General features: G+C 28.3%; 29 protein-coding genes. 11 read left to right on the top strand and 18 right to left on the bottom strand.

Annotation, left to right across the window (positions count from 1 at the left end; genetic code table 11):
• Nucleotides 1-90: 90 nt before the first annotated feature.
• Genes ACYPV9_RS05850 through ACYPV9_RS05830 form a run of 5 tightly spaced genes read right to left on the bottom strand, consistent with a single transcriptional unit; the run spans nucleotide 91 to nucleotide 3,603 of the window.
• A complete protein-coding gene (locus ACYPV9_RS05850) occupies nucleotides 91-378 on the bottom strand; it encodes a hypothetical protein (RefSeq protein WP_459742267.1) in 288 nt (95 codons plus the stop codon).
• A 34-nt stretch (nucleotides 379-412) separates the two neighbouring features.
• Nucleotides 413-1,177, bottom strand: coding sequence for a TerC family protein (locus tag ACYPV9_RS05845; protein ID WP_299059973.1), 765 nt, complete (start codon nucleotides 1,175-1,177; stop codon nucleotides 413-415).
• A 1-nt stretch (nucleotide 1,178) separates the two neighbouring features.
• The gene (locus tag ACYPV9_RS05840) at nucleotides 1,179-1,661 is read right to left on the bottom strand and encodes a hypothetical protein (RefSeq protein ID WP_459742264.1); all 483 of its coding nucleotides are present in this window, start codon (nucleotides 1,659-1,661) and stop codon (nucleotides 1,179-1,181) included.
• Nucleotide 1,662: 1 nt separating this feature from the next.
• Nucleotides 1,663-3,006, bottom strand: a complete 1,344-nt coding sequence (purB, locus tag ACYPV9_RS05835) for an adenylosuccinate lyase (protein ID WP_299059977.1) — start codon at nucleotides 3,004-3,006, stop codon at nucleotides 1,663-1,665.
• Nucleotides 3,007-3,051: 45 nt separating this feature from the next.
• Nucleotides 3,052-3,603 carry an adenylosuccinate lyase gene (locus ACYPV9_RS05830; protein WP_459742262.1) on the bottom strand — a complete coding sequence of 184 codons (552 nt, stop codon included), beginning with the start codon at nucleotides 3,601-3,603 and terminating at the stop codon, nucleotides 3,052-3,054.
• Nucleotides 3,604-3,683: 80 nt separating this feature from the next.
• On the opposite strand from ACYPV9_RS05830, the gene ACYPV9_RS05825 reads away from it, so the two are divergent.
• The 6 genes from ACYPV9_RS05825 to ACYPV9_RS05800 all read left to right on the top strand — a co-directional run bounded on the left by ACYPV9_RS05825 (nucleotide 3,684) and on the right by ACYPV9_RS05800 (nucleotide 8,921).
• Nucleotides 3,684-4,397: a toxin-antitoxin system YwqK family antitoxin gene (locus ACYPV9_RS05825; RefSeq protein WP_459742260.1), complete on the top strand. Its 714-nt coding sequence runs from the start codon at nucleotides 3,684-3,686 to the stop codon at nucleotides 4,395-4,397.
• An 88-nt stretch (nucleotides 4,398-4,485) separates the two neighbouring features.
• Nucleotides 4,486-5,673, top strand: a complete 1,188-nt coding sequence (gene mnmA, locus ACYPV9_RS05820) for a tRNA 2-thiouridine(34) synthase MnmA (RefSeq protein ID WP_459742258.1) — start codon at nucleotides 4,486-4,488, stop codon at nucleotides 5,671-5,673.
• A 44-nt stretch (nucleotides 5,674-5,717) separates the two neighbouring features.
• Nucleotides 5,718-7,385, top strand: a complete 1,668-nt coding sequence (locus ACYPV9_RS05815) for a S8 family serine peptidase (RefSeq protein ID WP_459742256.1) — start codon at nucleotides 5,718-5,720, stop codon at nucleotides 7,383-7,385.
• Between the two features lies 1 nt (nucleotide 7,386).
• A complete protein-coding gene (locus ACYPV9_RS05810; RefSeq protein WP_459742254.1) occupies nucleotides 7,387-8,328 on the top strand; it encodes an NAD(P)H-dependent flavin oxidoreductase in 942 nt (313 codons plus the stop codon).
• Nucleotides 8,329-8,444: 116 nt separating this feature from the next.
• Nucleotides 8,445-8,636: a cold-shock protein gene (locus ACYPV9_RS05805; RefSeq protein WP_077809452.1), complete on the top strand. Its 192-nt coding sequence runs from the start codon at nucleotides 8,445-8,447 to the stop codon at nucleotides 8,634-8,636.
• An 87-nt stretch (nucleotides 8,637-8,723) separates the two neighbouring features.
• Nucleotides 8,724-8,921, top strand: a complete 198-nt coding sequence (locus ACYPV9_RS05800; protein ID WP_459742252.1) for a YwbE family protein — start codon at nucleotides 8,724-8,726, stop codon at nucleotides 8,919-8,921.
• Nucleotides 8,922-8,931: 10 nt separating this feature from the next.
• Here ACYPV9_RS05800 and ACYPV9_RS05795 read toward each other — a convergent pair whose 3' ends face one another.
• The 3 genes from ACYPV9_RS05795 to mtaB all read right to left on the bottom strand — a co-directional run bounded on the left by ACYPV9_RS05795 (nucleotide 8,932) and on the right by mtaB (nucleotide 11,935).
• Nucleotides 8,932-9,834, bottom strand: a complete 903-nt coding sequence (locus ACYPV9_RS05795) for a lytic transglycosylase domain-containing protein (RefSeq protein WP_299059990.1) — start codon at nucleotides 9,832-9,834, stop codon at nucleotides 8,932-8,934.
• 40 nt (nucleotides 9,835-9,874) lie between these two features.
• Nucleotides 9,875-10,534 (bottom strand): alpha/beta hydrolase, encoded by a 660-nt coding sequence (locus tag ACYPV9_RS05790; RefSeq protein WP_299059992.1) that lies wholly within the window; start codon nucleotides 10,532-10,534, stop codon nucleotides 9,875-9,877.
• 78 nt (nucleotides 10,535-10,612) lie between these two features.
• Nucleotides 10,613-11,935 carry a tRNA (N(6)-L-threonylcarbamoyladenosine(37)-C(2))-methylthiotransferase MtaB gene (mtaB, locus tag ACYPV9_RS05785; RefSeq protein WP_299059994.1) on the bottom strand — a complete coding sequence of 441 codons (1,323 nt, stop codon included), beginning with the start codon at nucleotides 11,933-11,935 and terminating at the stop codon, nucleotides 10,613-10,615.
• 194 nt (nucleotides 11,936-12,129) lie between these two features.
• On the opposite strand from mtaB, the gene ACYPV9_RS05780 reads away from it, so the two are divergent.
• Nucleotides 12,130-12,447: an antibiotic biosynthesis monooxygenase family protein gene (locus ACYPV9_RS05780; RefSeq protein WP_459742249.1), complete on the top strand. Its 318-nt coding sequence runs from the start codon at nucleotides 12,130-12,132 to the stop codon at nucleotides 12,445-12,447.
• On the opposite strand, the gene ACYPV9_RS05775 is transcribed toward ACYPV9_RS05780, so the two are convergent.
• The 8 genes from ACYPV9_RS05775 to ACYPV9_RS05740 form a co-directional block, all read right to left on the bottom strand.
• The gene (locus ACYPV9_RS05775; RefSeq protein ID WP_459742247.1) at nucleotides 12,444-13,604 is read right to left on the bottom strand and encodes an FAD-dependent monooxygenase; all 1,161 of its coding nucleotides are present in this window, start codon (nucleotides 13,602-13,604) and stop codon (nucleotides 12,444-12,446) included. The two genes, ACYPV9_RS05780 and ACYPV9_RS05775, sit on opposite strands and share 4 nt — an antisense overlap.
• A gap of 42 nt (nucleotides 13,605-13,646) precedes the next feature.
• Entirely contained in the window at nucleotides 13,647-14,663 is a 1,017-nt protein-coding gene (locus ACYPV9_RS05770; RefSeq protein WP_459742245.1) for an endonuclease/exonuclease/phosphatase family protein, read from the bottom strand.
• A gap of 1 nt (nucleotide 14,664) precedes the next feature.
• The gene (locus tag ACYPV9_RS05765; protein ID WP_459742243.1) at nucleotides 14,665-15,519 is read right to left on the bottom strand and encodes a rhomboid family intramembrane serine protease; all 855 of its coding nucleotides are present in this window, start codon (nucleotides 15,517-15,519) and stop codon (nucleotides 14,665-14,667) included.
• Nucleotides 15,519-16,250: a rhomboid family intramembrane serine protease gene (locus ACYPV9_RS05760; RefSeq protein WP_299060008.1), complete on the bottom strand. Its 732-nt coding sequence runs from the start codon at nucleotides 16,248-16,250 to the stop codon at nucleotides 15,519-15,521. Before ACYPV9_RS05760 ends, ACYPV9_RS05765 begins: the two co-directional genes overlap by 1 nt.
• A gap of 2 nt (nucleotides 16,251-16,252) precedes the next feature.
• Nucleotides 16,253-18,067 carry a DNA mismatch repair endonuclease MutL gene (gene mutL, locus ACYPV9_RS05755; RefSeq protein ID WP_459742241.1) on the bottom strand — a complete coding sequence of 605 codons (1,815 nt, stop codon included), beginning with the start codon at nucleotides 18,065-18,067 and terminating at the stop codon, nucleotides 16,253-16,255.
• Nucleotides 18,067-18,342, bottom strand: a complete 276-nt coding sequence (locus ACYPV9_RS05750; protein WP_299060013.1) for a riboflavin synthase subunit beta — start codon at nucleotides 18,340-18,342, stop codon at nucleotides 18,067-18,069. Before ACYPV9_RS05750 ends, mutL begins: the two co-directional genes overlap by 1 nt.
• Nucleotides 18,343-18,462: 120 nt before the next feature.
• Complete coding sequence (gene ribH, locus ACYPV9_RS05745) at nucleotides 18,463-18,969, bottom strand: 6,7-dimethyl-8-ribityllumazine synthase (RefSeq protein ID WP_299060016.1); 507 nt, start codon at nucleotides 18,967-18,969, stop codon at nucleotides 18,463-18,465.
• A gap of 76 nt (nucleotides 18,970-19,045) precedes the next feature.
• Nucleotides 19,046-19,813: a tetratricopeptide repeat protein gene (locus tag ACYPV9_RS05740; protein WP_459742239.1), complete on the bottom strand. Its 768-nt coding sequence runs from the start codon at nucleotides 19,811-19,813 to the stop codon at nucleotides 19,046-19,048.
• A 114-nt stretch (nucleotides 19,814-19,927) separates the two neighbouring features.
• On the opposite strand from ACYPV9_RS05740, the gene recF reads away from it, so the two are divergent.
• Complete coding sequence (gene recF / locus ACYPV9_RS05735; protein ID WP_459742237.1) at nucleotides 19,928-21,007, top strand: DNA replication/repair protein RecF; 1,080 nt, start codon at nucleotides 19,928-19,930, stop codon at nucleotides 21,005-21,007.
• A complete protein-coding gene (locus tag ACYPV9_RS05730; protein WP_299060025.1) occupies nucleotides 21,007-21,303 on the top strand; it encodes a DciA family protein in 297 nt (98 codons plus the stop codon). The genes recF and ACYPV9_RS05730 overlap by 1 nt, the downstream gene beginning before the upstream one ends.
• A 72-nt stretch (nucleotides 21,304-21,375) precedes the next feature.
• On the opposite strand, the gene ACYPV9_RS05725 is transcribed toward ACYPV9_RS05730, so the two are convergent.
• Together ACYPV9_RS05725 and ACYPV9_RS05720 are read right to left on the bottom strand one after the other, a co-directional pair.
• Nucleotides 21,376-21,795: a nucleoside-diphosphate kinase gene (locus ACYPV9_RS05725; RefSeq protein WP_299060028.1), complete on the bottom strand. Its 420-nt coding sequence runs from the start codon at nucleotides 21,793-21,795 to the stop codon at nucleotides 21,376-21,378.
• 50 nt (nucleotides 21,796-21,845) lie between these two features.
• Nucleotides 21,846-22,877: an alkaline phosphatase D family protein gene (locus tag ACYPV9_RS05720; RefSeq protein WP_459742235.1), complete on the bottom strand. Its 1,032-nt coding sequence runs from the start codon at nucleotides 22,875-22,877 to the stop codon at nucleotides 21,846-21,848.
• Nucleotides 22,878-22,957: 80 nt separating this feature from the next.
• On the opposite strand from ACYPV9_RS05720, the gene ACYPV9_RS05715 reads away from it, so the two are divergent.
• Together ACYPV9_RS05715 and gldI are read left to right on the top strand one after the other, a co-directional pair.
• Nucleotides 22,958-23,986, top strand: a complete 1,029-nt coding sequence (locus ACYPV9_RS05715; protein WP_459742233.1) for a DHH family phosphoesterase — start codon at nucleotides 22,958-22,960, stop codon at nucleotides 23,984-23,986.
• Nucleotides 23,976-24,509, top strand: a complete 534-nt coding sequence (gldI, locus tag ACYPV9_RS05710) for a gliding motility-associated peptidyl-prolyl isomerase GldI (protein WP_459742232.1) — start codon at nucleotides 23,976-23,978, stop codon at nucleotides 24,507-24,509. The genes ACYPV9_RS05715 and gldI overlap by 11 nt, the downstream gene beginning before the upstream one ends.
• Nucleotide 24,510 lies beyond the last annotated feature (1 nt).

Raw genomic sequence — 24,510 nt, 5'->3', positions numbered from 1 at the left:
GATTTTACTATTAAATAGAAGATTTACCCAAAAAAATAAATAGATATATAATTAATTAGGGATAGTGTATATATTGTGTATATAAAAGTTTTAAATAGTAAACTCTGGTGGTGCTCTCGAAGATTTTTTAGAAACAGTAACTTCTTTCAATCGAATATTTTTTGAAAGAAAGTCAGTTTTATAAATTTCTGTTTCTGCTAATTCGAAAGAATTAAAAGTAAAATTAAATATTATTAATTGTTTGTGTAGTTCATCGCAATTTAAAGAATCTTGATGAATATGTTGCTCTACTTTTGACGAACAAACTACATGGTCATGATTTTCTAATGCGTGTGTAATTTGTATAGATGCAGGAAACATCAATACCAACAAAAACAAAAAACTGATATGTTGTTTAAAATCCTTGATAAAATTACTTTTTTCTAATTTTTAAATTCAGCATTTCTACTCCTAAAGAAAATGCGATTGCAAAGTACAAATATCCTTTAGGTATGGCTCCTACAGTTTTGTTAAAAATTTCGGTATGCGATAAATGTGCTGCTTCTGTTATAAGCATAAAACCAATTAAAATTAGAAAAGAAAGTGCCAACATTTGAATTGTTGGATTTTTGTTTACGAAATTACTTATTGGTTTAGAAAAAATCATCATAATAAGAATAGAGACAATTACTGCAATAATCATGATAATAAGTGCGCCTTCGATTCCGTTAGTCATACCAACTGCGGTAAGAATACTATCAAAAGAAAAAACAATATCTATTAATATTATTTGAATAATTACACTAGAAAAAGAAATTACTTTTGGTGATTTTAGTACTTCATCTTCGTTTGTGTTTTCTACTTTTTGTCTTATTTCTTTTGTGCTTTTATAAAGTAGAAATAAACCTCCTAAAAATAAAATTATACTTTGACCGGTTATGCCTGTTTTAAACCAATCTATATCTATTTTTAAAAAAGGATCTTTTAAAGCAATTAAATAAGAAACACCAAATAATAGAACGATTCTTGTTATCATAGCCAAAGCTAAACCAAGTAGTGTTGCTCTTCTTACTTGGTGTTTTGGCAATTTGTTTGCAGATATAGAAATAAAAATAATATTATCTATTCCTAGAATTATTTCTAAAAAAGTTAACGTTAAAAGTGCAACCCATGTATCTGCATTTAGAAATATTTCCATATTATTTTATTTTATAAATAGTACCGTCTGTTAAAAATTTACTGAATCCTATTTTAGCAGAAAAGTCGTAAGAACTGTCTTTTATCTTTGTAATTTGTACATAGATAGCATCTTTGTCTAATTGCTTTTTAGGTGATTTCATTTTTAAAGAATAGAAAAAGTTACTTTTCCATTTAATATATAAAGTGTCTATATGTTTAATTCTTTTTTCTGTAGTTAAACTATCCGTAGAAATACTTACAATTTTATCATACTCTTCTATTTGTAAACTATCGATTCTAGTAATTTTAGTTTTACTATAACCATCTCCGGCAGGAATTTCGAATACACCTTGTTTAAATCTATCTGGATCACCTTTTTCTGATTTACAAGAAGTTAATATCAATAAAAAGAAACAAGAAAAAAGAGATAAGAACATTGCTTTTCTTTTTTCTAAAATAAATTTTAAAACCTCCTTTTTCTCTATTCTTTTTTCTGTTTTCATCTTAAATACCTGTGTAATTTGCTGGTGTAATTGCTTTTAATTCGTTTTTAATTTCATCAGAAACTTCTAATGTGTCTATAAAATTAGCAATAGAATTTTGATTTATTTTATCGTTTGTTCTAGTTAAACCTTTTAAAGCTTCGTAAGGGTTAGGATACGCTTCTCTTCTTAAAATTGTTTGTATTGCTTCTGCTACAACAGCCCAATTATTTTCTAAATCTTGCTCGAACTTTTCTTTGTTTAATAACAATTTATTTAAACCTTTTAGAGTAGATGTAAAAGCAATAATTGTATGACCAAAAGGGACACCAACATTACGTAAAACTGTACTGTCTGTTAAGTCTCTTTGTAGTCTAGAAATTGGTAATTTAGCAGAAAGGTGTTCGAAAATTGCATTTGCTAAACCTAAATTTCCTTCAGAATTTTCGAAGTCAATTGGGTTAACTTTGTGTGGCATTGCAGATGAACCTACCTCACCAGCTTTAATTTTTTGCTTAAAATAATCCATAGAAACATAGGTCCAGAAATCTCTGTCTAAATCTATAATAATTGTATTAATACGTTTTAAAGTATCAAACAACGCAGCCATATGATCGTAATGTTCTATTTGAGTTGTTGGAAAAGAATGCTGTAAACCTAGTTTTTCTTGAACAAAAGAAGTTCCAAATTCTTTCCAATCTATAGCCGGATAAGCAACTTTATGTGCATTGTAATTACCAGTTGCTCCGCCAAATTTAGCTGCACTTGGTATATCATTTAATAAATTAAATTGTTCTTTTAAACGTACCACAAAAACTTCTATTTCTTTACCTAATCTTGTAGGAGAAGCTGGTTGACCATGAGTTCTTGCCAACATAGAAATATCTGCCCACTCTGTAACCAATTCTTGTAGTTTTTCTAAAACTTCAAAATATTGAGGTACATAAACATCATTCATTGCTTCTTTAATAGAAAGCGGAACAGCAGTATTATTGATGTCTTGAGATGTCAATCCGAAGTGAATAAACTCTTTAAATTCTTGTAAATTTAAAGCATCAAATTTTTCTTTAATAAAATACTCTACAGCTTTTACATCATGGTTTGTAATACTTTCGATATCTTTAATTTTCTGAGCATCTTCGGCTGTAAATTCTGTATAAATTTTGCGTAATTCTTCAAAAAGAGAATTGTCAAAACTTTCTAATTGTGGTAAAGGAATTTCGCATAAAGCGATAAAATATTCTATTTCTACTCGAACTCTATATTTAATTAAAGCTTCTTCAGAAAAATAGTTTGCTAGTTTATCAATTTTACCTCTATAACGACCATCAATAGGAGAGATGGCATTTAATTTTGTTAAGTTCATTTTTTAGTTATGTTGTTAATTGCAAAAATAGACAATTAAACAGATTTATAAACTCGATTTTTGATGTTTTTCTATCAATGCTAAAATGTGATTTCCGCGAGCTTTACAACCTTTGCTTTCGTGAATAATTTTTGTTTGTATTAAATGTTTTAATTCTGGATGAATCCATTCTTTTTCTAAACCGAAAAAGTACAAAGTATTCATTGTATAAGCTCTAACAGCAATTTTTTGAGGAGTTATTAACCAATCAAATCCAGCTTCTACGATGTTGTCTATATGTTTTTTAGTTAATGTTTTCTGAACATCATTTTCTTTTTTAGCGTAATAAGCAGTTGCTAAATGTTCACAAATTTTAGCACAAGGCCTAATAGCACTATCAAATTTTACATTGTAAATGTTAGTTGTAAAAGTATCTAGATGTGGTAAAATCCAATTTAAATGATGATGTGTACAGATCCATTCTAAAATCCAAGCAGCTTTAATAGATAGTTTATCATCAACATTAAAAGTAATAGTTACCAAATCCTTAAAGAAATCTGGATTATCCAATACAATATTTGCAACTCTTTGGCGGTTATCTCTTTTAGGATTTGCCATATTATTAAGTTGATCTGTAATATAAAGTAAATTCGAATTTGGCACTATTAATGTATATTTGTTTTAAAATTTTTGTTTAAATGATAAATATAAAAAGACTGTTTTTGATTTTATGCTTTTTCTCTTGTTTTTTAGCAAGTGAAAGAATCAATGCTCAAAAAATAAATCAGTTTGATGTAAATAAGAAAAGAACTGGTGTTTGGAAAAAATATTATCCAAACAAACGTTTGCGTTACACTGGCCAGTTTAAAAACGGAAAAGAAGTTGGTGTTTTTAAGTTTTACGACATTAGTTCTTCTGAGCATCCTATTATTATAAAAACTTTTTTTGAAGATTCTGATTCTCTTTTTGTTCAATTTTATACTTTAAAAGGAAAAATTAAAACTGAAGGCGTTTTAAATGATAGAAAAAGAGTAGGGAATTGGCAATATTTTTATCCTGACGGAACTTTGATGTCGGAAGAAAATTATAAAAATGGCAAACTCGAAGGTGAGCAACTAGTATATTATCCAAACGGGCAGGTTACTGAATTTGCCACTTATAAAAACGGATTGTTAGATGGTGTAACTAGTAAATACTCTAGTAAAGGAGTTTTAATTGAAGAAGTTACTTATAAAGAAGGAAAACCTAACGGGTTAGCAAAGTATTTTGAATTGAATGGTAATTTAAAAGAAACCGGAACTTATAAAAATGGCATGCGAGTTGGTAAATGGGAGTATTACTTAGATGGTGAAATTGCTACAGATTTAGATAAAAAGAAAAAAAATACGTTTACCCGAAAAAAAGAAAATTAATAGATAACATAAATCAATATATCTATCAATTTTTTCAATCTTTAAAAACCATTTCTAATTCGTACATTTGCAAACTCAAAATTAGATAATGAAAAGAGTAGTTGTTGGTCTTTCTGGAGGTGTAGATTCTAGTGTTACTGCGCATTTGTTAATAGAACAAGGTTACGAAGTTATTGGGCTTTTTATGAAAAATTGGCACGATGATTCTGTTACAATTTCTAATGAGTGTCCATGGTTAGAAGATAGTAATGATGCAATGATTGTTGCAGAAAAGTTAGGGATACCGTTTCAAGTAGTAGATTTAAGCGAACAATATAAAGAGCGTATTGTAGATTATATGTTCGATGAATATTCTAAAGGAAGAACACCAAACCCAGATGTACTGTGCAATAGAGAAATTAAGTTTGATGTTTTTATGGACATTGCCTTAAAATTAGGTGCAGATTATGTTGCAACTGGTCATTATTGCAGAAAAGGAGAAGAAATTATAGATGGTAAATCTGTGTATAAATTATTAGCTGGTAAAGACAATAATAAAGACCAATCTTATTTTTTATGTCAATTATCGCAAGAACAATTAAGTAAAGCTTTATTTCCTATTGGTGAGCTAACAAAACCAGAAGTTAGAGAAATTGCAAAAGAAGCAGACTTAATTACAGCAGAAAAGAAAGATTCTCAAGGTTTATGTTTTATTGGTAAAGTTCGTTTACCAGAGTTTTTACAACAAAAATTACAACCTAAAGCTGGTGAAATTGTTACAATTCCTTCGGATTTTGAACAGTATACAAAACCATCACCAGAATTTAAAAATAAAGAAGAATCCCTAAAATATTATGCTACTAAGTTTTCGTATCATAAAACCGACGGAAAAGTAGTTGGTAAGCATCAAGGAGCTCATTATTACACAAAAGGCCAGCGTAAAGGCTTAAATGTTGGCGGAACAAAAGAGGCTTTATATGTTATTGAAACCGATGTAAATGAGAATGTTATTTATACAGGTGAAGGTAAAAGTCACCAAGGTTTATATAGAAATGTCTTATTTGTTTCTAATGAAGAAATTCATTGGATTCGGGAAGATTTAACTTTAAAAACTGGCGAAACATTACAGGTAGAAGCAAGAATTAGATATAGACAAACTTTAGAAAATGCTACTTTGCATAAAGTTGAAACCGGCTTATATGTAGAATTTAAAAATAAACAATCTGCAATACAAGAAGGGCAATTTGTAGCTTGGTATCTAGATGAAGAATTGCTTGGATCAGGAGTAATTTCGTAGGTTTTAGATTTATATAATCATAAAAAAGTAGTAATTTCGAAAACATGAAGAAATTACTACTTTTTTTATTTGCTATAACTTTTTTTCAAGCAAAGGCACAAGAAGATGCTTGGTTATTTTTAAAAGATAAACCTAGTGCAGCAACATATTTAGAAACCCCACTTTTAATGTTATCTCAAAGAGCATTAGATAGAAGAAATAAACTTAATATAGAAGTTACTCAAATTGATGTACCTATAGAAAAGACATATTTAGAAACTTTAAAGTCTATTAACAGTATTACTGTTTTAGGTACTTCTAAATGGTTAAATGCAGTTCATGTTCAAGGAACACAAGTTGATATTGAAACAGCAAAACAGAATCTGAATTTTATAGAAAGCATAGAATTTGCAAATAAATCTCTAAATCAGTCTGCTAAAAAAGGGAAGAAAATCAAAACAAATCATCAGAATAAATTTAATAATTCTATGACTGATTTTACTTACGGTAGTACTAAAAATCAGATAGAAATGTTAAAAGGAGATTTTTTACACGGAATTAATTTAACCGCAAAAAATCAAATAATAGCAGTTATCGATGCAGGTTTTCCAAATGTAAATACATTACAGGCATTTCAAAGATTAAGAGATAATAATAAGATTTTAGGAGGTTATGATTTTGTAGAAAGAAGTACAAATTTTTATTCAGGTCATAATCACGGTACAAATGTGCTTTCTACAATTGGTGGTTATATAGAAAATGAATTTGTAGGTTCAGCCCCAGATGCTTCATTCTACTTATTTAGAACAGAAAATGCATCTGTAGAAGTACCTTTAGAAGAAACATTATGGGTAGAAGCAGCAGAAAGAGCAGACAGTTTAGGGGTAGATGTGATAAATACATCTTTAGGTTATTCTACATTCGATAATCCAGATTACAGCTATAATTATAACGATATGGATGGAAAAACTACATTTATATCTAGAGGAGCAGAAATTGCTGCAAACCGCGGAATTTTAGTTGTGAACTCAGCAGGAAATTCCGGTAATGATTCATGGAAATATATTACGGCACCTGCAGATGCTTCATCTGTAATTACTGTAGGTTCTGTAGATAAAGATGGAAATATATCTAGTTTTAGTTCTTTTGGCCCAAGTTCTGATGGAAGAATTAAACCAGAAATTTTAGCACAAGGTACTGCATCAGCTATTATCAATCATATAGATAATTCTGTTTCAAGTGTTAGTGGTACTTCTTTTTCTGCACCAATAATGGCAGGTTTAATAGCTTGTTTAAATGACACAGGAAATATAATTTTTAAAACCTCAAACAAAAAACATCGGGCTAAACAATTAAACAATCGAATTCAAAAGTTAAAACAGTCTATAATAGAATCTGCTGATAGATATACTAATCCAACAGATCAACATGGTTTCGGAATTCCTAATTTTGAAACTGCTTACAATAGTTTTTTATCTAGTTTGTCTACAGAAAGTAATACTTTAGATAATTTAGAAATTTCTCCAAACCCTGTTTTAAATACTCTTAAAATCAATATTAATAATTTAAATGTAGATGAGATGAGTGTAGATGTTTTTACAACTCTAGGAAGTAAAGTTTTAACTTTTAAAAACAAGTTAAATCTAGATGTTTCTGGTTTACAATCAGGAGTTTACTTATTGAAAATTAATAATGGTAGTTTTTTTAAATTATTAAAATTTATTAAAGAATAAAATGACAAACAAAATAACAGAATTATTTAAAATTAAATATCCTATAGTTCAAGGTGGAATGATTTGGGTGTCTGGTTATAAATTAGCAGCGGCAGTATCTAACGCAGGTGGTTTAGGTTTAATTGGTGCAGGCTCGATGTATCCAGAGGTTTTGCGAGAACATATTCAGAAATGTAAAAAAGCAACTACAAAACCATTTGGTGTTAATGTACCAATGTTATATCCTGATATTGAAAAAATAATAGAAATTATTATTGAAGAAGGAGTGAAGATAGTTTTTACTTCTGCTGGTAACCCTAAAACTTATACTTCGTATTTAAAAGAAAAAGGTATTACCGTTGTTCATGTTGTTAGTTCTGTAAAGTTTGCCTTAAAATCTGAAGTAGCAGGTGTAGATGCCGTAGTTTGTGAAGGTTTTGAAGCTGGTGGACATAATGGTAGAGAAGAAACAACAACTTTTACGCTTATACCAATGGTTAAAGAGCAATTAAAAATTCCGGTTATTGCAGCAGGAGGAATTGGAACGGGTAGAGGAATGCTTGCTGCAATGATTTTAGGTGCAGATGGAGTGCAAATTGGAAGTAGATTTGCAGCTACAGAAGAATCTTCTGCACATATTAATTTTAAGAATACAATTGTTGATGTAAAAGATGGTGGTACACAATTAACTCTAAAAGAATTGGCACCAGTTAGGTTGGTTAAAAACAATTTTTACAATCAAATACAAGAATTATATCAACAAAATCCAACGTTAGATGAAATTAAAGATCTTTTAGGTAGAGCACGTGCAAAAAAAGGAATGTTTGAAGGTGATTTAGAAAATGGCGAATTAGAAATAGGGCAAGTAGCCGGATTAATACATAAAATTAAACCAGCTAAAGAAGTTTTAGACGAAATTATTGCAGAATTTAATAGTGTTAAAGCACTAATTGCCAGTATTTAAGTTATTTTCTAAAATAAAAGTAAATAAACTTGGTTATTTAATTTTATTGGCATTATCTTTGTAACTCAATAAACGTTGTTCGTAATTAAACAAGCAACACATTTAATATTATTATAATGAATAAAGGTACCGTAAAATTTTTCAATGAATCTAAAGGATTCGGATTCATCACTGAAGAAGGAACAAACAAAGAACATTTTGTACATGTGTCAGGTTTAGTTGACGAAATTCGTGAAAACGATGAAGTTGAGTTTGACTTACAAGATGGAAGAAAAGGATTAAACGCAGTAAACGTAAGAGTTATATAATTATATATTATTACTAGTTAAATTTTTATCTAAAAGCCTATCAATAATTGATAGGCTTTTTTTATTTTTAGTCCTTAAAAAAACAGTATGAAAGATGGTAGGCAAAGAAAAAATATACAGATAGGTATTTTTGTAGAAATTGTACAAAAACATCATCAAGCTTCTGGTGAATTAACTAAAGGTGTTGTTCAGAAAATATTAACCAAATCTAAAAATCATCCATACGGAATAAAAGTACAATTAGAATCTGGTTTAGTTGGTAGAATAAAGAATATATTAGATTAAGATTTTCTTTTTATTTGTCCAAAACTTTAATTTCATAAAGCTTTCTACTTTTATTATTTAATTTGTTTTCTCTTAACCAAGGGTTATGAATTTTTAATTCTTTATAATTCATTCCATAGTTTTTGGCAAAGTTAGTTAAGTTGGTAATAACAGTATCAACTTTAACAGTTCTTGTTTTTTCTAGAGTATAAAGATCAGACTCTTCGAAAACGAATCCATATTTCCTTGGATTCGATATAATCTCTTTTAAAGCAATTATTCTAAAAATGTAACGTTCTGTTTCATCAGGAAGTAAAGCATCGTAATAATTGTTTACCTGTTGTGTTTCTAATCTTTTAGAAACACCATAATTACCGGCATTATATGCAGCAGCAGCTAACGTCCAAGAACCTAATTTTTTTTTAGATTTTTTTAAGTATTCTGCAGCAACTTTTGTAGATTTCTCGATATTGTAACGTTCATCTACATTTTTATTAATTTCTAAACCGTATTCCTTACCCGTTGTTCTCATAAAGTGCCACATACCAGCAGCACCTACAGAAGAAGTTTCATCTGTAAAGCCGCTTTCTGCTAAAGCTAAAAACTTAAAATCATCTGGTAAGTTATATTTCTTTAAGAGCGGTTCTAGTACAGGAAAATATTTATTAGCTCTCTTAATTAGTAACAATCCATTTGATTGCCAATAAGTATTTACAAGTAATTCACGTTCCATTCTTTCTCTAACATCATTAATCTCTAAAGGAACTCTTTCTCCTGCTAAATTTAATCCTTCGGGTAACTTAAGAGATTTAATTTTGTAAGTTCTATGTGTAAGTGTTTCTGGATCTGTATCAGATTTATGTACACCATTAAAGAAAACAATTGTAATAAGAGTTACACTTAATAAAGAAAATATACGTTGTAAAGATTTCATAATATCAATTTTACTATAAATGTATGGAAAACACTTTAGTTTAAAAAGTTAAAACATCATCAATAATTTTTGATATTTTTTTTGCTTTCGTTAAAATCATGATGTGTGTTCCTCCTTTGATTTCTATTGCGTTTTTTATATTTTTAATAGGGAAAACGGTGTCTTTTGTTCCATGAATATGCACAACATCCTCTAAAGGATTAATTTGTTCCCATTTTAATACGTTATAAATAGACCATTTAAGGTATTTTTTATTTCTAACAGAAAGGTATTTTTTATATAAATCTGCTTTTTTCTTTAAAGATTTACCAAGAAAATATCTTGCATAATCTTCAAAGTTTTCAACTACTTTAGTAGGGAAAAATTTATATACTTTAGTAAATTTTGCAAACTTAAATTTTTTAGGTAATTCTTCTTGATTTTTAACACTAGATATAATAATTACTTTCTTAGGGTTTACAAATTTGGCAATTTCCTGCACCATAATTCCGCCAAAAGATACACCAACCAAAACAGGATTTTTTTCTTTGATTTCATCACTTAATCTACATGCATAATTATCTATATCTTCTTCTAAAGCCAGTGGTTTTATCCATTTTAAATAATGAAAAGTATATTTTTCTGGATCTAATTCTAAATTTTCAAAAATTTCTGGGCCTGCCGCTAGACCAGGCATAAAATATATAGGGGTTTTATTCATTTAAATTATATGTGTTTTTTTAAAATAATAGCATCAAAATAAGTGCCAAATTTACTTTTTCTTAATGTTAATTTAATCTTAAAGATTTATAAAATCCAATCTTACAGAACCGTCTTCATCTATTTCAGTTAAGACTACTTTATGAAGTGTATTTACCAATGCCGGATTCCATGGAGTTTTAACTTTTACGTAATTTTCTGTAAAACCATGAATATATCCTTCTTTATTTTCACTTTCAAATAGAACAGTTAAAGTATTACCTATTTGGGTTTCATAAAAAGCTCTGCGCTTTTTTGCAGATAACCCTCTTAGCATTTTACTTCTTTTTGCTCTTACTTTTTTTGGTACAACTCCATCAAATTCAACAGCTTCTGTATTTGGTCTTTCAGAATAGGTAAAAACATGTAAGTACGAAATATCCATTTCGTTTAAATAATTATAGGTTTCTAAAAACAATTCTTCTGTTTCACCAGGAAAACCTACAATAACATCTACACCAATACAGGCATTTGGCATTACTTCTTTAATGCGAGTAACTCTGTTTGTATATGTATTTGTTAAGTATCTACGTTTCATTTTGTTTAATAAAACATCACTACCAGATTGTAAAGGAATATGAAAATGAGGTACAAAAGAAGAAGATTTAGAAACAAAATCTATAGTCTCATCTTTTAATAAATTTGGCTCTATGGATGAGATTCTTAAACGATGAATTCCATCTACTTTATCTAGTTCTTTAACAAGTTCTAAAAAGGTATGTTCATGCTTTTTGTTACCAAACTCACCTTTACCATAATCACCAATATTTACACCAGTTAAAACAATTTCTTTAATACCTTTAGAAGAAATTTCTTTTGCGTTAGAAATTACATTTTCTAAGGTATCACTTCTAGAGATTCCTCTTGCGAGTGGTATAGTACAATAAGTACATTTATAATCGCAACCGTCTTGAACTTTTAAAAATGCTCTTGTTCTGTCTCCAATAGAATAAGAACCCACATAAAAATCTGCATCAGAAATTTCACATGAGTGTACTTCTCCTACATTATTTTTTGTTAAATCATTAATGTAAGAAGTAACATTAAATTTTTCTGTAGCGCCAAGAACTAAATCTACACCATCTACTGCAGCTAATTCTTCTGGTTTTAGTTGCGCGTAACAACCAACAGCTATTAAAAAAGCTTCATCATTTTTCTTTAAGGCATTTTTTACGATAGATTTAAAACGTTTATCTGCATTGTCTGTAACTGAACATGTATTAATTACATATACATCTGCTTTTTCTTCAAACTCTACACGTTCAAATCCTTCATTTACAAAATTTCTAGCTATTGTAGATGTTTCAGAGAAGTTAAGTTTACAACCTAAAGTATAAAAAGCTACCTTTTTTTCTGCGACCATTTTTATGATTTTTGCAAATGCAAAAGTACGATTTTATTGATGATTTTTAAAATGGAAAGATTAGATATTAATAAATGGTTAAGAAGTAAAATTGTAAGCTATTCATTAACTTCAAATTACATTTTTATTTTAACACAATTAATTGTTTTTTAATTTTTTAAATATATTTTTGATGTTACAATTTAAAGAGTATAATGATAATAGATAATTTAAAAACACCCTATTATGCTGTTGTTTTTTCTACTATTCTAACAGATAATGTAGAAGGTTATGAAGCAATAGCAAATAAAATGGAGTTGTTAGCAAAAAAACAACCTGGTTATTTGGGTGTTGAATCTGCTAGAAATAGTATTGGCGTTACTGTATCTTATTGGAGTTCTTTAGAGGCTATTACTGCTTGGAAAAATAATGTAGAACATATAGAAGCTAGAGAATTAGGTAGAAGTAAATGGTACAAGAAATATCGTTTACGTATTTGTAAAGTTGAAAGAGAATATGGTTTTGAAAACTAATAACTTTTTCTTTTAATAACTTTTGTTGCTTTTAATTCAATTTTATTTTTCAACAAATAAGTTATTGCGCCAAACAGAAATTTAAACTGTGTTGCTTTTAACATTAAACGACTAAACTTTAACAATCTGCCAAATTCATTATTTAAATTTTTAGCATAAGTTGCTAAAAAAATTGCACTAAAGTTATTATTTTTTAAACTAGCCTCAATAGATTGTGCACAAATGATACCAGACATCATGCCTGTTCCTACACCTTCTTTGTAAAAAGGGTTTGTTAAACCTGCGGCATCACCAACCAACATAAATCGATTTCCATACACTTTATTTTTACCAAAGTTATATGGAATACTCCATCCTCGCCATGAATCAATTTTAATCGCATTTATAAATTTATATGCAACCTTTGGATGACTTCTAATTATAGTTTCAACTTCTTCAACCAAATTAATATTATGTTTCAATATCAATTTTGCATTTCCGCCCAAACTTATATTTACAGAGCCATCAGCAAGAGGAAAAATGTAAAAGAATAAGGGGATTTTTTTATAAATAATCCTTATTTCAGCTTCGTTGGTTTTAGGTAAGTTAATTACGTTTTTAAAATAACCGTTTACAAATGTAGAAGTTAAATTTTTTTGAATTTTATTACCTGCTAGTTTTCTAGCAACAATTGAGTTTACACCATCTGCACCAATAACAATTTTACTTAAAATTTCTTTACCATCTTTTAGTTTGATGAGCACACCGTCTTTAAGTTCTGATATGTTCTTAACGCCATTACCAAAATCTAAAGAAGCATATTTTTTAGAAAGATTATTTACCAAAAAGTAATCAAAATCGTATCTTTTTGCATAGGTTATTACCATGTTTCGATCTTCACTTTCCTTAAAATTAATACTTAACTTGCTGTTTATATGTAATTTAATGTTTTTGCTATGTATGAATTTAGGATGATTTAAAAATTTTGAAAATAAACCTTCATCGAGTAAACGTAAAGCTTTGTATGCGTATAAAATTAATCCATCTCCGCAAGTCTTATCTCTAGGAAAAGTAGATTTATCTATAATATAATGTGGTATTTTCATCTTTGATAAAGTCAAAGATGTACTTGCACCAGAAGGACCAGCACCAATAATACAAACATCTGTTTTGATCATAGTGGTTGCGTAAATTACTTTATTTAGATTTGGCTAATTTACTTAATCTTTCCAATTAATTTTTGATAGAATAGGGAAGTGGTCTGAGTTTTTATTTTCTAAAGTTAAAAATTGATTGACGATGGCATTTTTATCTGTTAAAATAAAATCGATTCTTAACGGAAACCAATAAGAAAAAGACTTACCAAAGCCTTTGCCAGCTTCTATAAATGCGTCTTTTTTATCTTCTAATATTTGATGGTACATCCATGAATAAGAAGTATTGTTAAAATCGCCACTAATAATTTTTTTCCCAGTCCATTGTTTTTCATGCGCTAAAAAAATATTAGCTTGTTCTGCTTGTTTTTTAAATGAATTTGAAACTCTTTTTATTAATTTTTCTGAATTTTCTTCACCAAAGTTTTCCTCGTTAGGTTTTATTCTTAGAGATTCAAAATGAACATTATAAACTCTAATAGTATCTTTATTTTTAAGTATATCTGCAAAAATTATATTATTCCCTTTACTATCTAAATCTAGCGAACCTGAATTTACAATTTTATATTTCGAATAAATTGCCAACCCATATTGACTCTTTTTTGATCTAAGTTTGATGTATTTGTAAGGAAAAGATAATTTATTCTTTTTAGATTTATAATATTCTTGAATAACTAAAATGTCTGGATTTTTGTCAGAAATAAAATCAAAACCATTAGAAAAATTATTGCTGTCTTTTGCTTTTGTAAATAAATCGAATGCTTTTACATTATAACTCATAATTTTTAAATCGGAATTTAAAGATGAATTATTGCTTGAAATTTTGTAAAAAGGAGGTGTAAAAAGCCAACCGACAATTAAAACTATTATTGATATTAAAAACTGTCGTTTAAGTTTTAATAACCAATAAATAACAAATACTAGATTTATAATAAGTAAAAAAGGAACAAATAAACTTAAAATAGCAAAAACAGGTACTACACTAGGTGATATAAATGGTAGCAAGTAAGAAAGTAGCAATAATGTTGCTGCAAGAGAGTTCAATAAATAAAGAGCTTTGTCTAAAAAAGATAAGTTTTTCATATTATTTTTTTCCTTGTTTAAATAAAAACTCTTTTTCTTGCTTTGTTAAAGTGTCGTAACCAGATTTACTAATTTTATCTAAAATTTGGTCTATCTGCTTTTGGTTAAGGTTATTTGGTTTAGATTTTGTGTTTTTAGTTTTGTTAGAATTGTAAACAGTTTTTAATTTCTTTTCTTTTTTTTGAAATATTGAAGAAAACATTTCAGAAAAATTTATTTGCCTATTACTTGCTTGTCTTACATATAAAAAGCCCAATAAGCTACCACCAAGATGAGAAAAACTACCACCAGCATTGTTACCAATTAATCCAATAAAATCAAAAGCTAACCAAATTACAGCTAAATGCCATAATTTTAAAAAGCCTAACAAAGGTATTTTTATTTGATAATTTGGCATGTAAGTAACTATACCAATAAATATAGCTGATACTCCGGCAGATGCACCAACTAATCTAGAAGAGTCACCATCAAATAAAGGAAAATAATTTTGACTCAATATAAAAAATAATCCACCAAATAATGTACCTAAAATATAAAATGAAAGTGCTTGTTTTTGTGTGAAATATTCAACAAAAAGATTGCCTATAAAATACAATGTTATCATATTAAAAAGCAAATGAATAAAATCTGCGTGTAAAAATCCGTAAGAAATAATAGACCAAGGTCTTGATATAAAAATGTTTAAATTATTATCTAAAGAAAACCATTCGAATACAAAATTCTGATTACTTTTATACAAGCCAGAAAACACCTTTAAAATAAGTGTAAATAGAAAAACACCTATATTTATATAGATTAGTTTTTCTATGATATTTCCAGATTTATACTTGTATTTTAAGTTGTCTATAAAACTCATTACGAAATTTTAAATTGATTTTTTTTCCAATAGTATGCAATTATAAAACCTATTAATGCACCACCAATATGTGCAAAATGAGCAACACTACCAACAGAATAGTTTGTCATGCCAAAAAATAAATCTCCTAAAATCATTAAAGGAATAAAGTATTTAGCGGCAATTGGAACCGGAAAGAATAACAAGGCTAATTTTGCATCTTTAAAATATAATCCAAAAGCAACTAAAACACCGTAAACAGCACCAGATGCTCCAACTGCAGGCATGTGGTATAAAGAATAAATTTTATCAAACTGAGCTTGTGTTATCGCTGCATTAACATTAAAACCAGCAGTAGAACCTTTTTCTAAAATAGAAATTATATCTGCATTATTTAAACCAGCATTTATAAATAAATCATAAATTCCGTTAAATTGATAATAGTTTACAAGTGTATAGATTAAACCAGCACCTAAACCTGCAGAAAAATAAAAGAATAAAAATTTCTTTTTGCCCCACATTTGTTCTAACGGTGTACCAAAAGCCCATAAACCATACATATTAAATAAAATGTGCGGAAAGCTAGCATGCATAAACATATGAGTTAAATATTGCCAAAACCCAAAATGACTATTTTTAGGGAAGTGCAGTGCTAAAACATTTGTAAGGTCTAATTTTAAAAATTGTGGTGCTATAAATAAAATAACATTTATTATAATTAGATGTTTAATCCCGTCTGTAATCTTATTCATAATTAGCTATTAAATAAATTATCTATTTGATTTAAAGTTAGTGTTTTAAAAGTAGCTTTTCCAAACGGAGAAATTGTTGGTTCTTTACAAGAAAACAAGTTGTTTACCAGACTTTCTTGTTCTTTTTCAGATAGAAGTGTACCCGTTTTAATAGATAAGGTTTTAGCAAAAGATTTTGCCATCACGTCAAAATGACTAAAACTAGCGTCTGGTACTTCTAAATTAATATCATTTAACAATTCTTCTAGAATAATTGTTATTTTACTTTCTGTTACAGAAACTGGTATTCCTTTAATTGTAACACTATCTTTTGTAAATTCATCAAAAGAAAAACCAGCATTTTCTAATTCCGTTTTTATAGTATAAATCATTTCTATTTCTGCTGATGAAAACGAAATTTTTACAGGAAATAGTAATTGTTGACTATTTGCTTCTTTTACGGTAATGCTTTCTAAAAATTGTTCGTATAAAACTCTTTGGTGTGCCAAAGATTGATTGATTAAAACAACACCAGATTTAATCAAACTCATTACATATTTTCGTTGTATTTGAAACGTCTTTTGAGTTTTTTCTTCTTCAACTTGTTCAAATAAACTTTCTGTTTTTTTAGTTTCTGTGCTCTCTATATTCGTATATAAAGATTCCCAACTTTCTGTTTGTTTTTCTCTTTTATAATTAAAGTTTGGTTGTGTATTTTGTTCTTCTTTAAAAGGATTAAAATCTGGATTAACCGATATGGTTGGTACTGTAGCAGTTTTAGTGCTAGATTTAAAATTGTACGGTGTATCTAGATTTGCATCTCTATTAAAATCTAAAACAGGTGCTACATTGTATTGGCCTAAACTATGTTTAACAGTTGCTCTTAGCATTGCATAAAGCGCCTTCTCATTATCAAACTTAATTTCCGTCTTAGTTGGATGAATGTTTATATCTATTGTATTTGCCGGCACTTGTAAATACAAAAAATAGGAGGGATGCGAACCTTGTTCTATTAAACCATCAAAAGCACTAACTACTGCATGGTTTAAATAAGAACTTTTAATAAATCTGTTATTTACAAAAAAGAATTGTTCGCCTCTTTTTCTTTTAGAAAATTCGGGTTTTGCTACAAAACCCTCAATAGCAACAATATCTGTTTTTTCATCTATAGGAACTAATTTTTCATTCATTTTAGCACCAAAAACAGCCACTATTCTTTGTCTTAGATTTCCGCTTTTAAGATGATAAACCTCATTGTTATTATGATGTAATAAAAAAGAAATATTAGAATGTGCTAAAGCTACTCTTTGAAATTCGTCTATTATATGACGTGTTTCTACCGTATCTGATTTTAAAAAATTTCTTCTAGCAGGAATGTTATAAAATAGATTTTTAACAGCTAAACTGGTTCCTTCACCTGTAGAAATAAAATCTTGTGAAATTATTTTACTTCCTTCAATTTTTATACAAGTACCAAGTTCTTCTCCTTTAGGTTTTGTTTTTAATTCTACGTGCGCAATAGCAGCAATAGAAGCCAAAGCCTCACCTCTAAAACCTTTTGTGTTTAAATTAAATAAATCTTCTGCTTTCTGAATTTTTGAAGTTGCATGACGTTCAAAACTCATTCTTGCATCTGTAGTACTCATGCCTTTACCATCATCAATTACTTGTATTAAAGTTTTTCCTGCATCTTTAATTAGTAATTTTATATTTGTTGCACCAGCGTCTATTGCATTTTCTAGTAACTCTTTAACTACAGATGCAGGACGTTGTACCACTTCTCCTGCAGCAATTTGATTTGCTACATGATCTGGTAAAAGTTGAATAATATCAGACATTATTTATTTATGAATATAGATAAGTCGAAGTCTATTATATAAAGAAAAATTAAAACTAAAATAGAAATTATAATAATTAAAGTTCTATTTGTTTTCTTATCAGAATTTTTTAAATCTCCAATAGCATCATGAAACTTACCTTTAAGATTTTTATTTTTTCCGGCAGTTGTTCTAAACTGATCTAATTTGTGTTCTATTTTAAAAGGGTTTCCCTCTCCTTTATAATAGCGAGGTTGATAATCAAATTTTTTATTTGTTCTTTTTAGAAATCCCATAATTTTAGTAATAATTGATGAATAGATTTTAGTGTAAATCAATTTTCATACCAATTGAAAAAGGATTCCAAATTTAATTAAATTAAAGGAAACTTACTAAAAATGATGTTAAAACAATTCTTAAAAACCTATGCTTTCACTTTTACGGTCGCTATTTTTTATAGCTGCCATTTTTATTGCAGCAACAGCACATTCTATACCTTTATTGCCTAATTTACCACCAGATCTATCAATAGATTGTTGCTTTGTATTGTCTGTTAAAACACAAAAAATTACAGGTACATCATATTTAATGTTTAAATCTACAATACCTTGTGTAACACCTTCACACACAAAATCGAAATGTTTAGTTTCACCTTGTATAACATTACCAATTGCAATAATTGCATCTACTTGTTCAGATTCAATCATTTTTTTGCAACCATAAACTAATTCGAAACTTCCAGGAACATCCCAAGAAATGATGTTTTCTTTAGAAGTACCACAATCTAATAAAGTTTCTATTGCACCTTTTTGTAAATTTTTTGTAATTTCTGGATTCCATTCAGAAACAACAATCCCAAATCGAAAAGATTTCGCATTTGGGATTGTAGCTTTATCGTAATAAGATAAGTTTGTTGTTGCCATTTAAGTCAGTATTCAGTTTAAGTATGCAGTATAAATAAAACTACTTACTGCAAATTGTTACTGTTATTACTTCGAACTATTGTTCTGAGTATTTTGCAGCATTTATAAATTTATCAACATTAAGACCTTGATCTGATGTTGGATAATTGTCTTTTATTTTTGTAAATAAAGAAGTTGCTTTGTCAAATTTCTTTAATTCCATTGCAGTCATACCAGCTTTATATAAAAACAAAGGAGTTGTAAATTCGTTATCTTTTTTATTTGCTGCTTTTTCGTAGTATTCTAAAGCTTGTTCAGGTTGATTGATATCAGCAAAAGCATCTCCAACAGCACCTAAAGTAATAGGTCCTAACATTTCATCATCAGAATTAAATTTTTCTAAATGATCGATTGCTTTATCATATTGCTTCATTTCTAAATAAGAAACACCTGCATAATAATTTGCTAAATTTCCTGCGTTTGTTCCGCTATAAGAATCTGCAATGTCTAAAAAACCATATTTACCATCTGCACCTTCTAAACCTAAGGTTAATAAAGAGTCGATACCAGAACCGGCAGTAGAAGCCATGTCGTAATATTTTCTAGGAAAAGCTAATTCATTAGAAGCCTCTAATTCATTTGGTTCAGAAATATAGTTGTTATACCCTAAGTAAGCTAAAAATAAAACAACTACTGCAATTAAAGAATAAAATAACGGTTTGCTATTTTTTTCGATCCATTGTTCAGATTTAGAAGCAGTTTCGTCTAAAGTGTTTAAAACTCCTGCTGTTTCATATTCAGAATCATCAAATTGTTGTTGCTCTTTTTTACCTTCTGGTTTATATTTTTTCTTGTATGTAGCCATGCTTAGTTTAAAATTAGTGGCGACAAAAATAGTTTTTTTAATTGGATTTTAAAAGCACATATTTCGCAAAATTTTCAATAATTTGCAATTCTTTTTAAAGAACAAAACTTATTCATGTATTTACAAAAACTTTCTTTAGTTAATTTTAAAAATATCGAATCGCAATCTTTTGATTTTCAGCAAAAAATAAATTGTTTTGTTGGTAATAATGGTGTTGGTAAAACAAATGTTTTAGATGCTATTTATTATTTGTCTTTTGCAAAAAGTTACTTTAATTCTGTCGCAACGCAAAATATTAGACATGGAGAATCTTTTTTTATGATCGAAGGAGATTACAATTTAAACGACAGAAATGAAAAGATTGTTTGCAGTTTAAAAAAAGGGCAAAAGAAGGTTTTAAAAAGGAATGGTAAAAATTATGAGAAGTTTTCTGATCATATTGGACAATTACCTTTGGTTATAATTTCGCCTGCAGATAGAGATTTAGTTACAGAAGGAAGTGATACAAGAAGAAAATTTATAGATGGTGTTATTTCGCAACAAAATAAAAGTTATTTAAAAGACCTAATTGCGTATAATAAAATATTGAGTCAAAGAAATGCCTTATTAAAATACTTTGCGGCTAATCGAATTTTTGATGCATTAAATTTAAATGTATATGATGAGCAATTATGTGAGTATGGTTCAAGAATTTATGAGGTTAGAAAAGCTTTTTTAGAGAAGTTTATTCCTATCTTTAATGAGAAATATCAAATAATTTCTGATGACAAAGAGCATGTAAACTTAGTTTATAAAAGTCAGTTACATGATTATTCTTTGAAAGAATTATTTCAGAAATCTTTAGATAAAGATAAAATAATACAGTATACTACAGCTGGTATACATAAAGATGATTTAAGTTTTGAAATAGGAAATTATCCTATTAAAAAATTTGGTTCTCAAGGGCAGCAAAAGTCTTATTTAATAGCTTTAAAATTTGCACAGTTCGAGTTTATAAAGCAACAAGCTAGCGTAACACCAATTTTATTGTTAGATGATATTTTTGATAAATTAGATGAAAGTAGAGTATTACAAATTATTAATTTGGTTAATAATGATGAATTCGGTCAAATTTTTATAACAGATACACATTCAGAAAGAACAGAAAACATCGTGAAACAAAGTAATAAACCATATCAAATATTTAAACTATAATGTCTAAAAGAGAAAATGATTCTTTTTCTATAGAAGATTTAATGCAACTTTTTATCAAGGAAAATAATTTGACAAAAGGAATGCAAAAGATTAAAATTGAAGAATCTTGGACCAAAATGATGGGACCAGGAGTTGCAAATCATACAACGTCTGTTAAATTACAAAATAAAACGCTTGTTGTGCAATTGACTTCTTCTGTTTTAAGAGAAGAATTGAGTTATGGTAAAGATAAAATTGCTAAAATGTTAAATGAAGAAATAGGTGAAGATGTAATTTCTAAAGTAGTTTTGGTATAAAAAAAACTCGTAACAATTAAGTTACGAGTTTTCTAAATATATTTTTAGACTAAGAATTTCTAAAAATTCTTATTAAAATTGCTCTCTTCCAGAAAAGTGAAAGTTTCCTTCAATTTCTGCATTTTCATCAGAATCAGAACCATGTACAGCATTTTCTCCCATAGAAGTTGCATATAATTTTCTAATTGTTCCTTCTGCTGCATCTGCAGGGTTTGTAGCACCAATTAAAGTTCTAAAGTCTTCTACTGCATTGTCTTTTTCTAAAATCGCAGCTACAATTGGTCCACGAGTCATAAATTCAACTAATTCACCAAAAAACGGACGCTCGTTATGCACAGCATAAAAAGTTTCTGCGTCTGCTTTAGTCATTTGAGTTTTCTTTAAAGCTACTATTCTAAATCCTGCAGCATTAATTTTGTCTAAGATTGCGCCAGTATGTCCGTTTTCTACAGCATCTGGTTTTAGCATTGTAAATGTTCTATTTGTTGCCATCGTATTTTTAAAATTTTTGCAAAAGTACACTTTTTAATATTAATAGCAAGTTATGGGTAAATTTGATAAAGATCTTGTAACAATTTATTGTTTTTACCACGCATTTCCATTGTGATTTTATGTGAGTCAAAATCAAACTTTAATACACCAAAACTTATTTGAGATACTACATTTAGAACTCTATTTTTATTGTTCTCGCCGTTAAAATTTTTGTAAGAATGAGTTAATCCACTAGAAGTAAAATCAATTATAGGATAATTTAAGTCTTTAACTTCTATTTTAGAAAACTCAGAAATGTGTCTATCTCCAGAAAGTAATAAAACACCTTTTGCTTTACTGTCTTTAATTATTTGCTGTAATTTATCTACTTCATGCGGAAAATTACCCCAGGTTTCGTAACCATGTTCTTGAGATAAAACCTGAATACTACTAACAATAATATTAAAGGTTGCTTTCGAGTTCTTTAGTTCTTCACTTAGCCATTCCCATTGTTGTTTACCTAAAACTGTACCTTTACCATATGTATTTGGTTTGTATCTTTTTTTCGAATCGTTGTCGTCTGTTAATGCAGTTCTAAAATAGCGAGTGTCTAAAGTAAAAACTTTTATAGAACCTTTTTCCGTTTTAAAAGTTTCTGTGTGGTAAATCCCTTTTTGATTTCTGCGAGAATCATTCGCATCAACATTAAAAAAATCTAAGAATGCATTTTGAGCTTCTTCTTTATTGGGTGATTCTTCACCGCTATCGTTTTTACCATAATCATGATCATCCCAAGTGGCCATTACAGGAATATTCTTAACTAAATCTAAATACCCATTTTGATTATTTTGGGTTGCGTAATCTTCTTTAAGTTTTTCTAAATTATGCGTATCTGCATAAATATTATCTCCACCCCAAATCCATAAATTAGGTTTGTTTTTTTTGATTTCTTTCCAAAGTACATTTTCTAGATATTGTTTATTACAAGAACCAAAAGCAATAGTAAAATCGTTTGTTTCGTTTTCGATTATTGTGTTAGTTGATGTGCATGAAAAAATAAAAAAAGCACATAAAAAATAATAAGGTTTGATAATAAATTTCACTTTAAGTAGGTTTGAGTTTTAAACAAATGTAAATTAATTTTTATTTTGAACAATGTTATTAAATTGTATATTCGCCACATATGATTTTAAAAGGATTTGAAGAGTTAAAAACGTTTTTATCAGAACCAAGAAATATTGTAATTATTGGTCATAGAAACCCAGACGGAGACGCAATGGGTTCTACTTTAGGTTTGTTACATTATTTAGAAAAAAAAGGTCATAAACCAACTGTTGTTGTACCAAATGAGTATCCAGATTTTTTACATTGGCTGCCTGGTTCTAAAAATACTTATCGTTTTGATTGGCAAAATACACAATCAAAAAAGGCTATAGATGCATCAGAAATTATATTTTTGTTAGACTTTAATGCTTTCCACAGGGTTGGTAGCGACATGCAAAATACATTAGAAAAGTATCCTAATGATTTTGCAATGATAGATCATCATCAACAACCAGATAATTTTAAATATATGTATTCTGATGTTACAATTTGTTCTACATGTCAAATGGTATATCAGTTTATCGAAATGAACAATGATTTAGATCTAATTGATAAAGATATTGCAACATGTTTGTATACTGGTATTATGACAGATACAGGTTCTTTTAGATTTAGATCTACAACAAGCACAACACATAGAATTATTGCAAATTTAATAGACAAAGGAGCAGAAAATGATAAAATACATAACAACGTTTACGATTCTAATTCTTACGGTAGGTTATTATTATTAGGGCAAGCACTTACAAACCTGCAAATTTTACCTGAATTTAAGACAGCTTTTATAACGTTAACAGAAGACGAAAAGAAAAAGTTTGATTTTCAGAAAGGAGACACAGAAGGTGTTGTTAATTATGCTTTATCTTTAAAAGGAATAATTTTTGCGGCAATTTTTATAGAAGATAAAGAACAAAATATTATTAAAATTTCATTTAGATCTAAAGGGAAGTTTTCTGTAAACAAATTTGCTAGAAATCATTTTGATGGTGGCGGACATGACAATGCAGCAGGAGGAAGGTTTTCTGGATCGATAGAAGAAATCATTGAAGAATTTAAAGGCTTGTTACCAAAATATAAAAGTGAATTAAACACCTCTTATGAAGACTAATTTCTATTTTATTATTTTCTTATTACTAATTTTAAGTTGTTCTAAACCACAACCAAGAAGGCCAATTAACCCGAAAGCGAGTACAACTATATTTCAAAACAATATAGAAACTGCAAAAAAAATGGTAAAATATGAAGAAGAACAGATTTTAGCATTTATAAAGAAAGATTCTCTTAAGGTTTATCAAAATTCATCTAACGGATTTTGGTATACTTATAAGAACAAAAATTTTACCGACACAATTACACCAAAAACTGGTGATATAGTAGAAATAGAATATGATATTAGTGGTTTAAACGACTCAATAATTTATTCTAAAGAAGAGTTAGGATTAAAAACCTACAGAGTAGATAAAGAAGATTTTATTTCTGGAATTCAAAGAGGAATAAAGTTGATGAAAATAGGAGAAACAATTACATTTGTTATTCCGTCTTATAACGCTTTTGGCATTACAGGAGATGGTAACAAAATAGGTATGAATAAAACAATTAAAAGTAACGTAAAATTAATAAACATTAAATAAA

It is taken from the genome of Polaribacter sp. OB-PA-B3, from assembly GCF_054589375.1.
The sequence above is the reverse complement of the archived record's forward strand: the minus strand, read 5'-3'. Positions and strand labels throughout refer to the sequence as shown.

What these genes read in the sequence shown, in the direction of transcription:
- ACYPV9_RS05845 (WP_299059973.1), bottom strand. Translation starts at nt 1,177, where the DNA reads ATGGAAATATTTCTAAATGCAGATACATGGGTTGCACTTTTAACGTTA.
- ACYPV9_RS05840 (WP_459742264.1), bottom strand. Translation starts at nt 1,661, where the DNA reads ATGAAAACAGAAAAAAGAATAGAGAAAAAGGAGGTTTTAAAATTTATT.
- purB (WP_299059977.1), bottom strand. Translation starts at nt 3,006, where the DNA reads ATGAACTTAACAAAATTAAATGCCATCTCTCCTATTGATGGTCGTTAT.
- ACYPV9_RS05830 (WP_459742262.1), bottom strand. Translation starts at nt 3,603, where the DNA reads ATGGCAAATCCTAAAAGAGATAACCGCCAAAGAGTTGCAAATATTGTA.
- ACYPV9_RS05825 (WP_459742260.1), top strand. Translation starts at nt 3,684, where the DNA reads ATGATAAATATAAAAAGACTGTTTTTGATTTTATGCTTTTTCTCTTGT.
- mnmA (WP_459742258.1), top strand. Translation starts at nt 4,486, where the DNA reads ATGAAAAGAGTAGTTGTTGGTCTTTCTGGAGGTGTAGATTCTAGTGTT.
- ACYPV9_RS05815 (WP_459742256.1), top strand. Translation starts at nt 5,718, where the DNA reads ATGAAGAAATTACTACTTTTTTTATTTGCTATAACTTTTTTTCAAGCA.
- ACYPV9_RS05810 (WP_459742254.1), top strand. Translation starts at nt 7,387, where the DNA reads ATGACAAACAAAATAACAGAATTATTTAAAATTAAATATCCTATAGTT.
- ACYPV9_RS05805 (WP_077809452.1), top strand. Translation starts at nt 8,445, where the DNA reads ATGAATAAAGGTACCGTAAAATTTTTCAATGAATCTAAAGGATTCGGA.
- ACYPV9_RS05800 (WP_459742252.1), top strand. Translation starts at nt 8,724, where the DNA reads ATGAAAGATGGTAGGCAAAGAAAAAATATACAGATAGGTATTTTTGTA.
- ACYPV9_RS05795 (WP_299059990.1), bottom strand. Translation starts at nt 9,834, where the DNA reads ATGAAATCTTTACAACGTATATTTTCTTTATTAAGTGTAACTCTTATT.
- ACYPV9_RS05790 (WP_299059992.1), bottom strand. Translation starts at nt 10,534, where the DNA reads ATGAATAAAACCCCTATATATTTTATGCCTGGTCTAGCGGCAGGCCCA.
- mtaB (WP_299059994.1), bottom strand. Translation starts at nt 11,935, where the DNA reads ATGGTCGCAGAAAAAAAGGTAGCTTTTTATACTTTAGGTTGTAAACTT.
- ACYPV9_RS05780 (WP_459742249.1), top strand. Translation starts at nt 12,130, where the DNA reads ATGATAATAGATAATTTAAAAACACCCTATTATGCTGTTGTTTTTTCT.
- ACYPV9_RS05775 (WP_459742247.1), bottom strand. Translation starts at nt 13,604, where the DNA reads ATGATCAAAACAGATGTTTGTATTATTGGTGCTGGTCCTTCTGGTGCA.
- ACYPV9_RS05770 (WP_459742245.1), bottom strand. Translation starts at nt 14,663, where the DNA reads ATGAAAAACTTATCTTTTTTAGACAAAGCTCTTTATTTATTGAACTCT.
- ACYPV9_RS05765 (WP_459742243.1), bottom strand. Translation starts at nt 15,519, where the DNA reads ATGAGTTTTATAGACAACTTAAAATACAAGTATAAATCTGGAAATATC.
- ACYPV9_RS05760 (WP_299060008.1), bottom strand. Translation starts at nt 16,250, where the DNA reads ATGAATAAGATTACAGACGGGATTAAACATCTAATTATAATAAATGTT.
- mutL (WP_459742241.1), bottom strand. Translation starts at nt 18,067, where the DNA reads ATGTCTGATATTATTCAACTTTTACCAGATCATGTAGCAAATCAAATT.
- ACYPV9_RS05750 (WP_299060013.1), bottom strand. Translation starts at nt 18,342, where the DNA reads ATGGGATTTCTAAAAAGAACAAATAAAAAATTTGATTATCAACCTCGC.
- ribH (WP_299060016.1), bottom strand. Translation starts at nt 18,969, where the DNA reads ATGGCAACAACAAACTTATCTTATTACGATAAAGCTACAATCCCAAAT.
- ACYPV9_RS05740 (WP_459742239.1), bottom strand. Translation starts at nt 19,813, where the DNA reads ATGGCTACATACAAGAAAAAATATAAACCAGAAGGTAAAAAAGAGCAA.
- recF (WP_459742237.1), top strand. Translation starts at nt 19,928, where the DNA reads ATGTATTTACAAAAACTTTCTTTAGTTAATTTTAAAAATATCGAATCG.
- ACYPV9_RS05730 (WP_299060025.1), top strand. Translation starts at nt 21,007, where the DNA reads ATGTCTAAAAGAGAAAATGATTCTTTTTCTATAGAAGATTTAATGCAA.
- ACYPV9_RS05725 (WP_299060028.1), bottom strand. Translation starts at nt 21,795, where the DNA reads ATGGCAACAAATAGAACATTTACAATGCTAAAACCAGATGCTGTAGAA.
- ACYPV9_RS05715 (WP_459742233.1), top strand. Translation starts at nt 22,958, where the DNA reads ATGATTTTAAAAGGATTTGAAGAGTTAAAAACGTTTTTATCAGAACCA.
- gldI (WP_459742232.1), top strand. Translation starts at nt 23,976, where the DNA reads ATGAAGACTAATTTCTATTTTATTATTTTCTTATTACTAATTTTAAGT.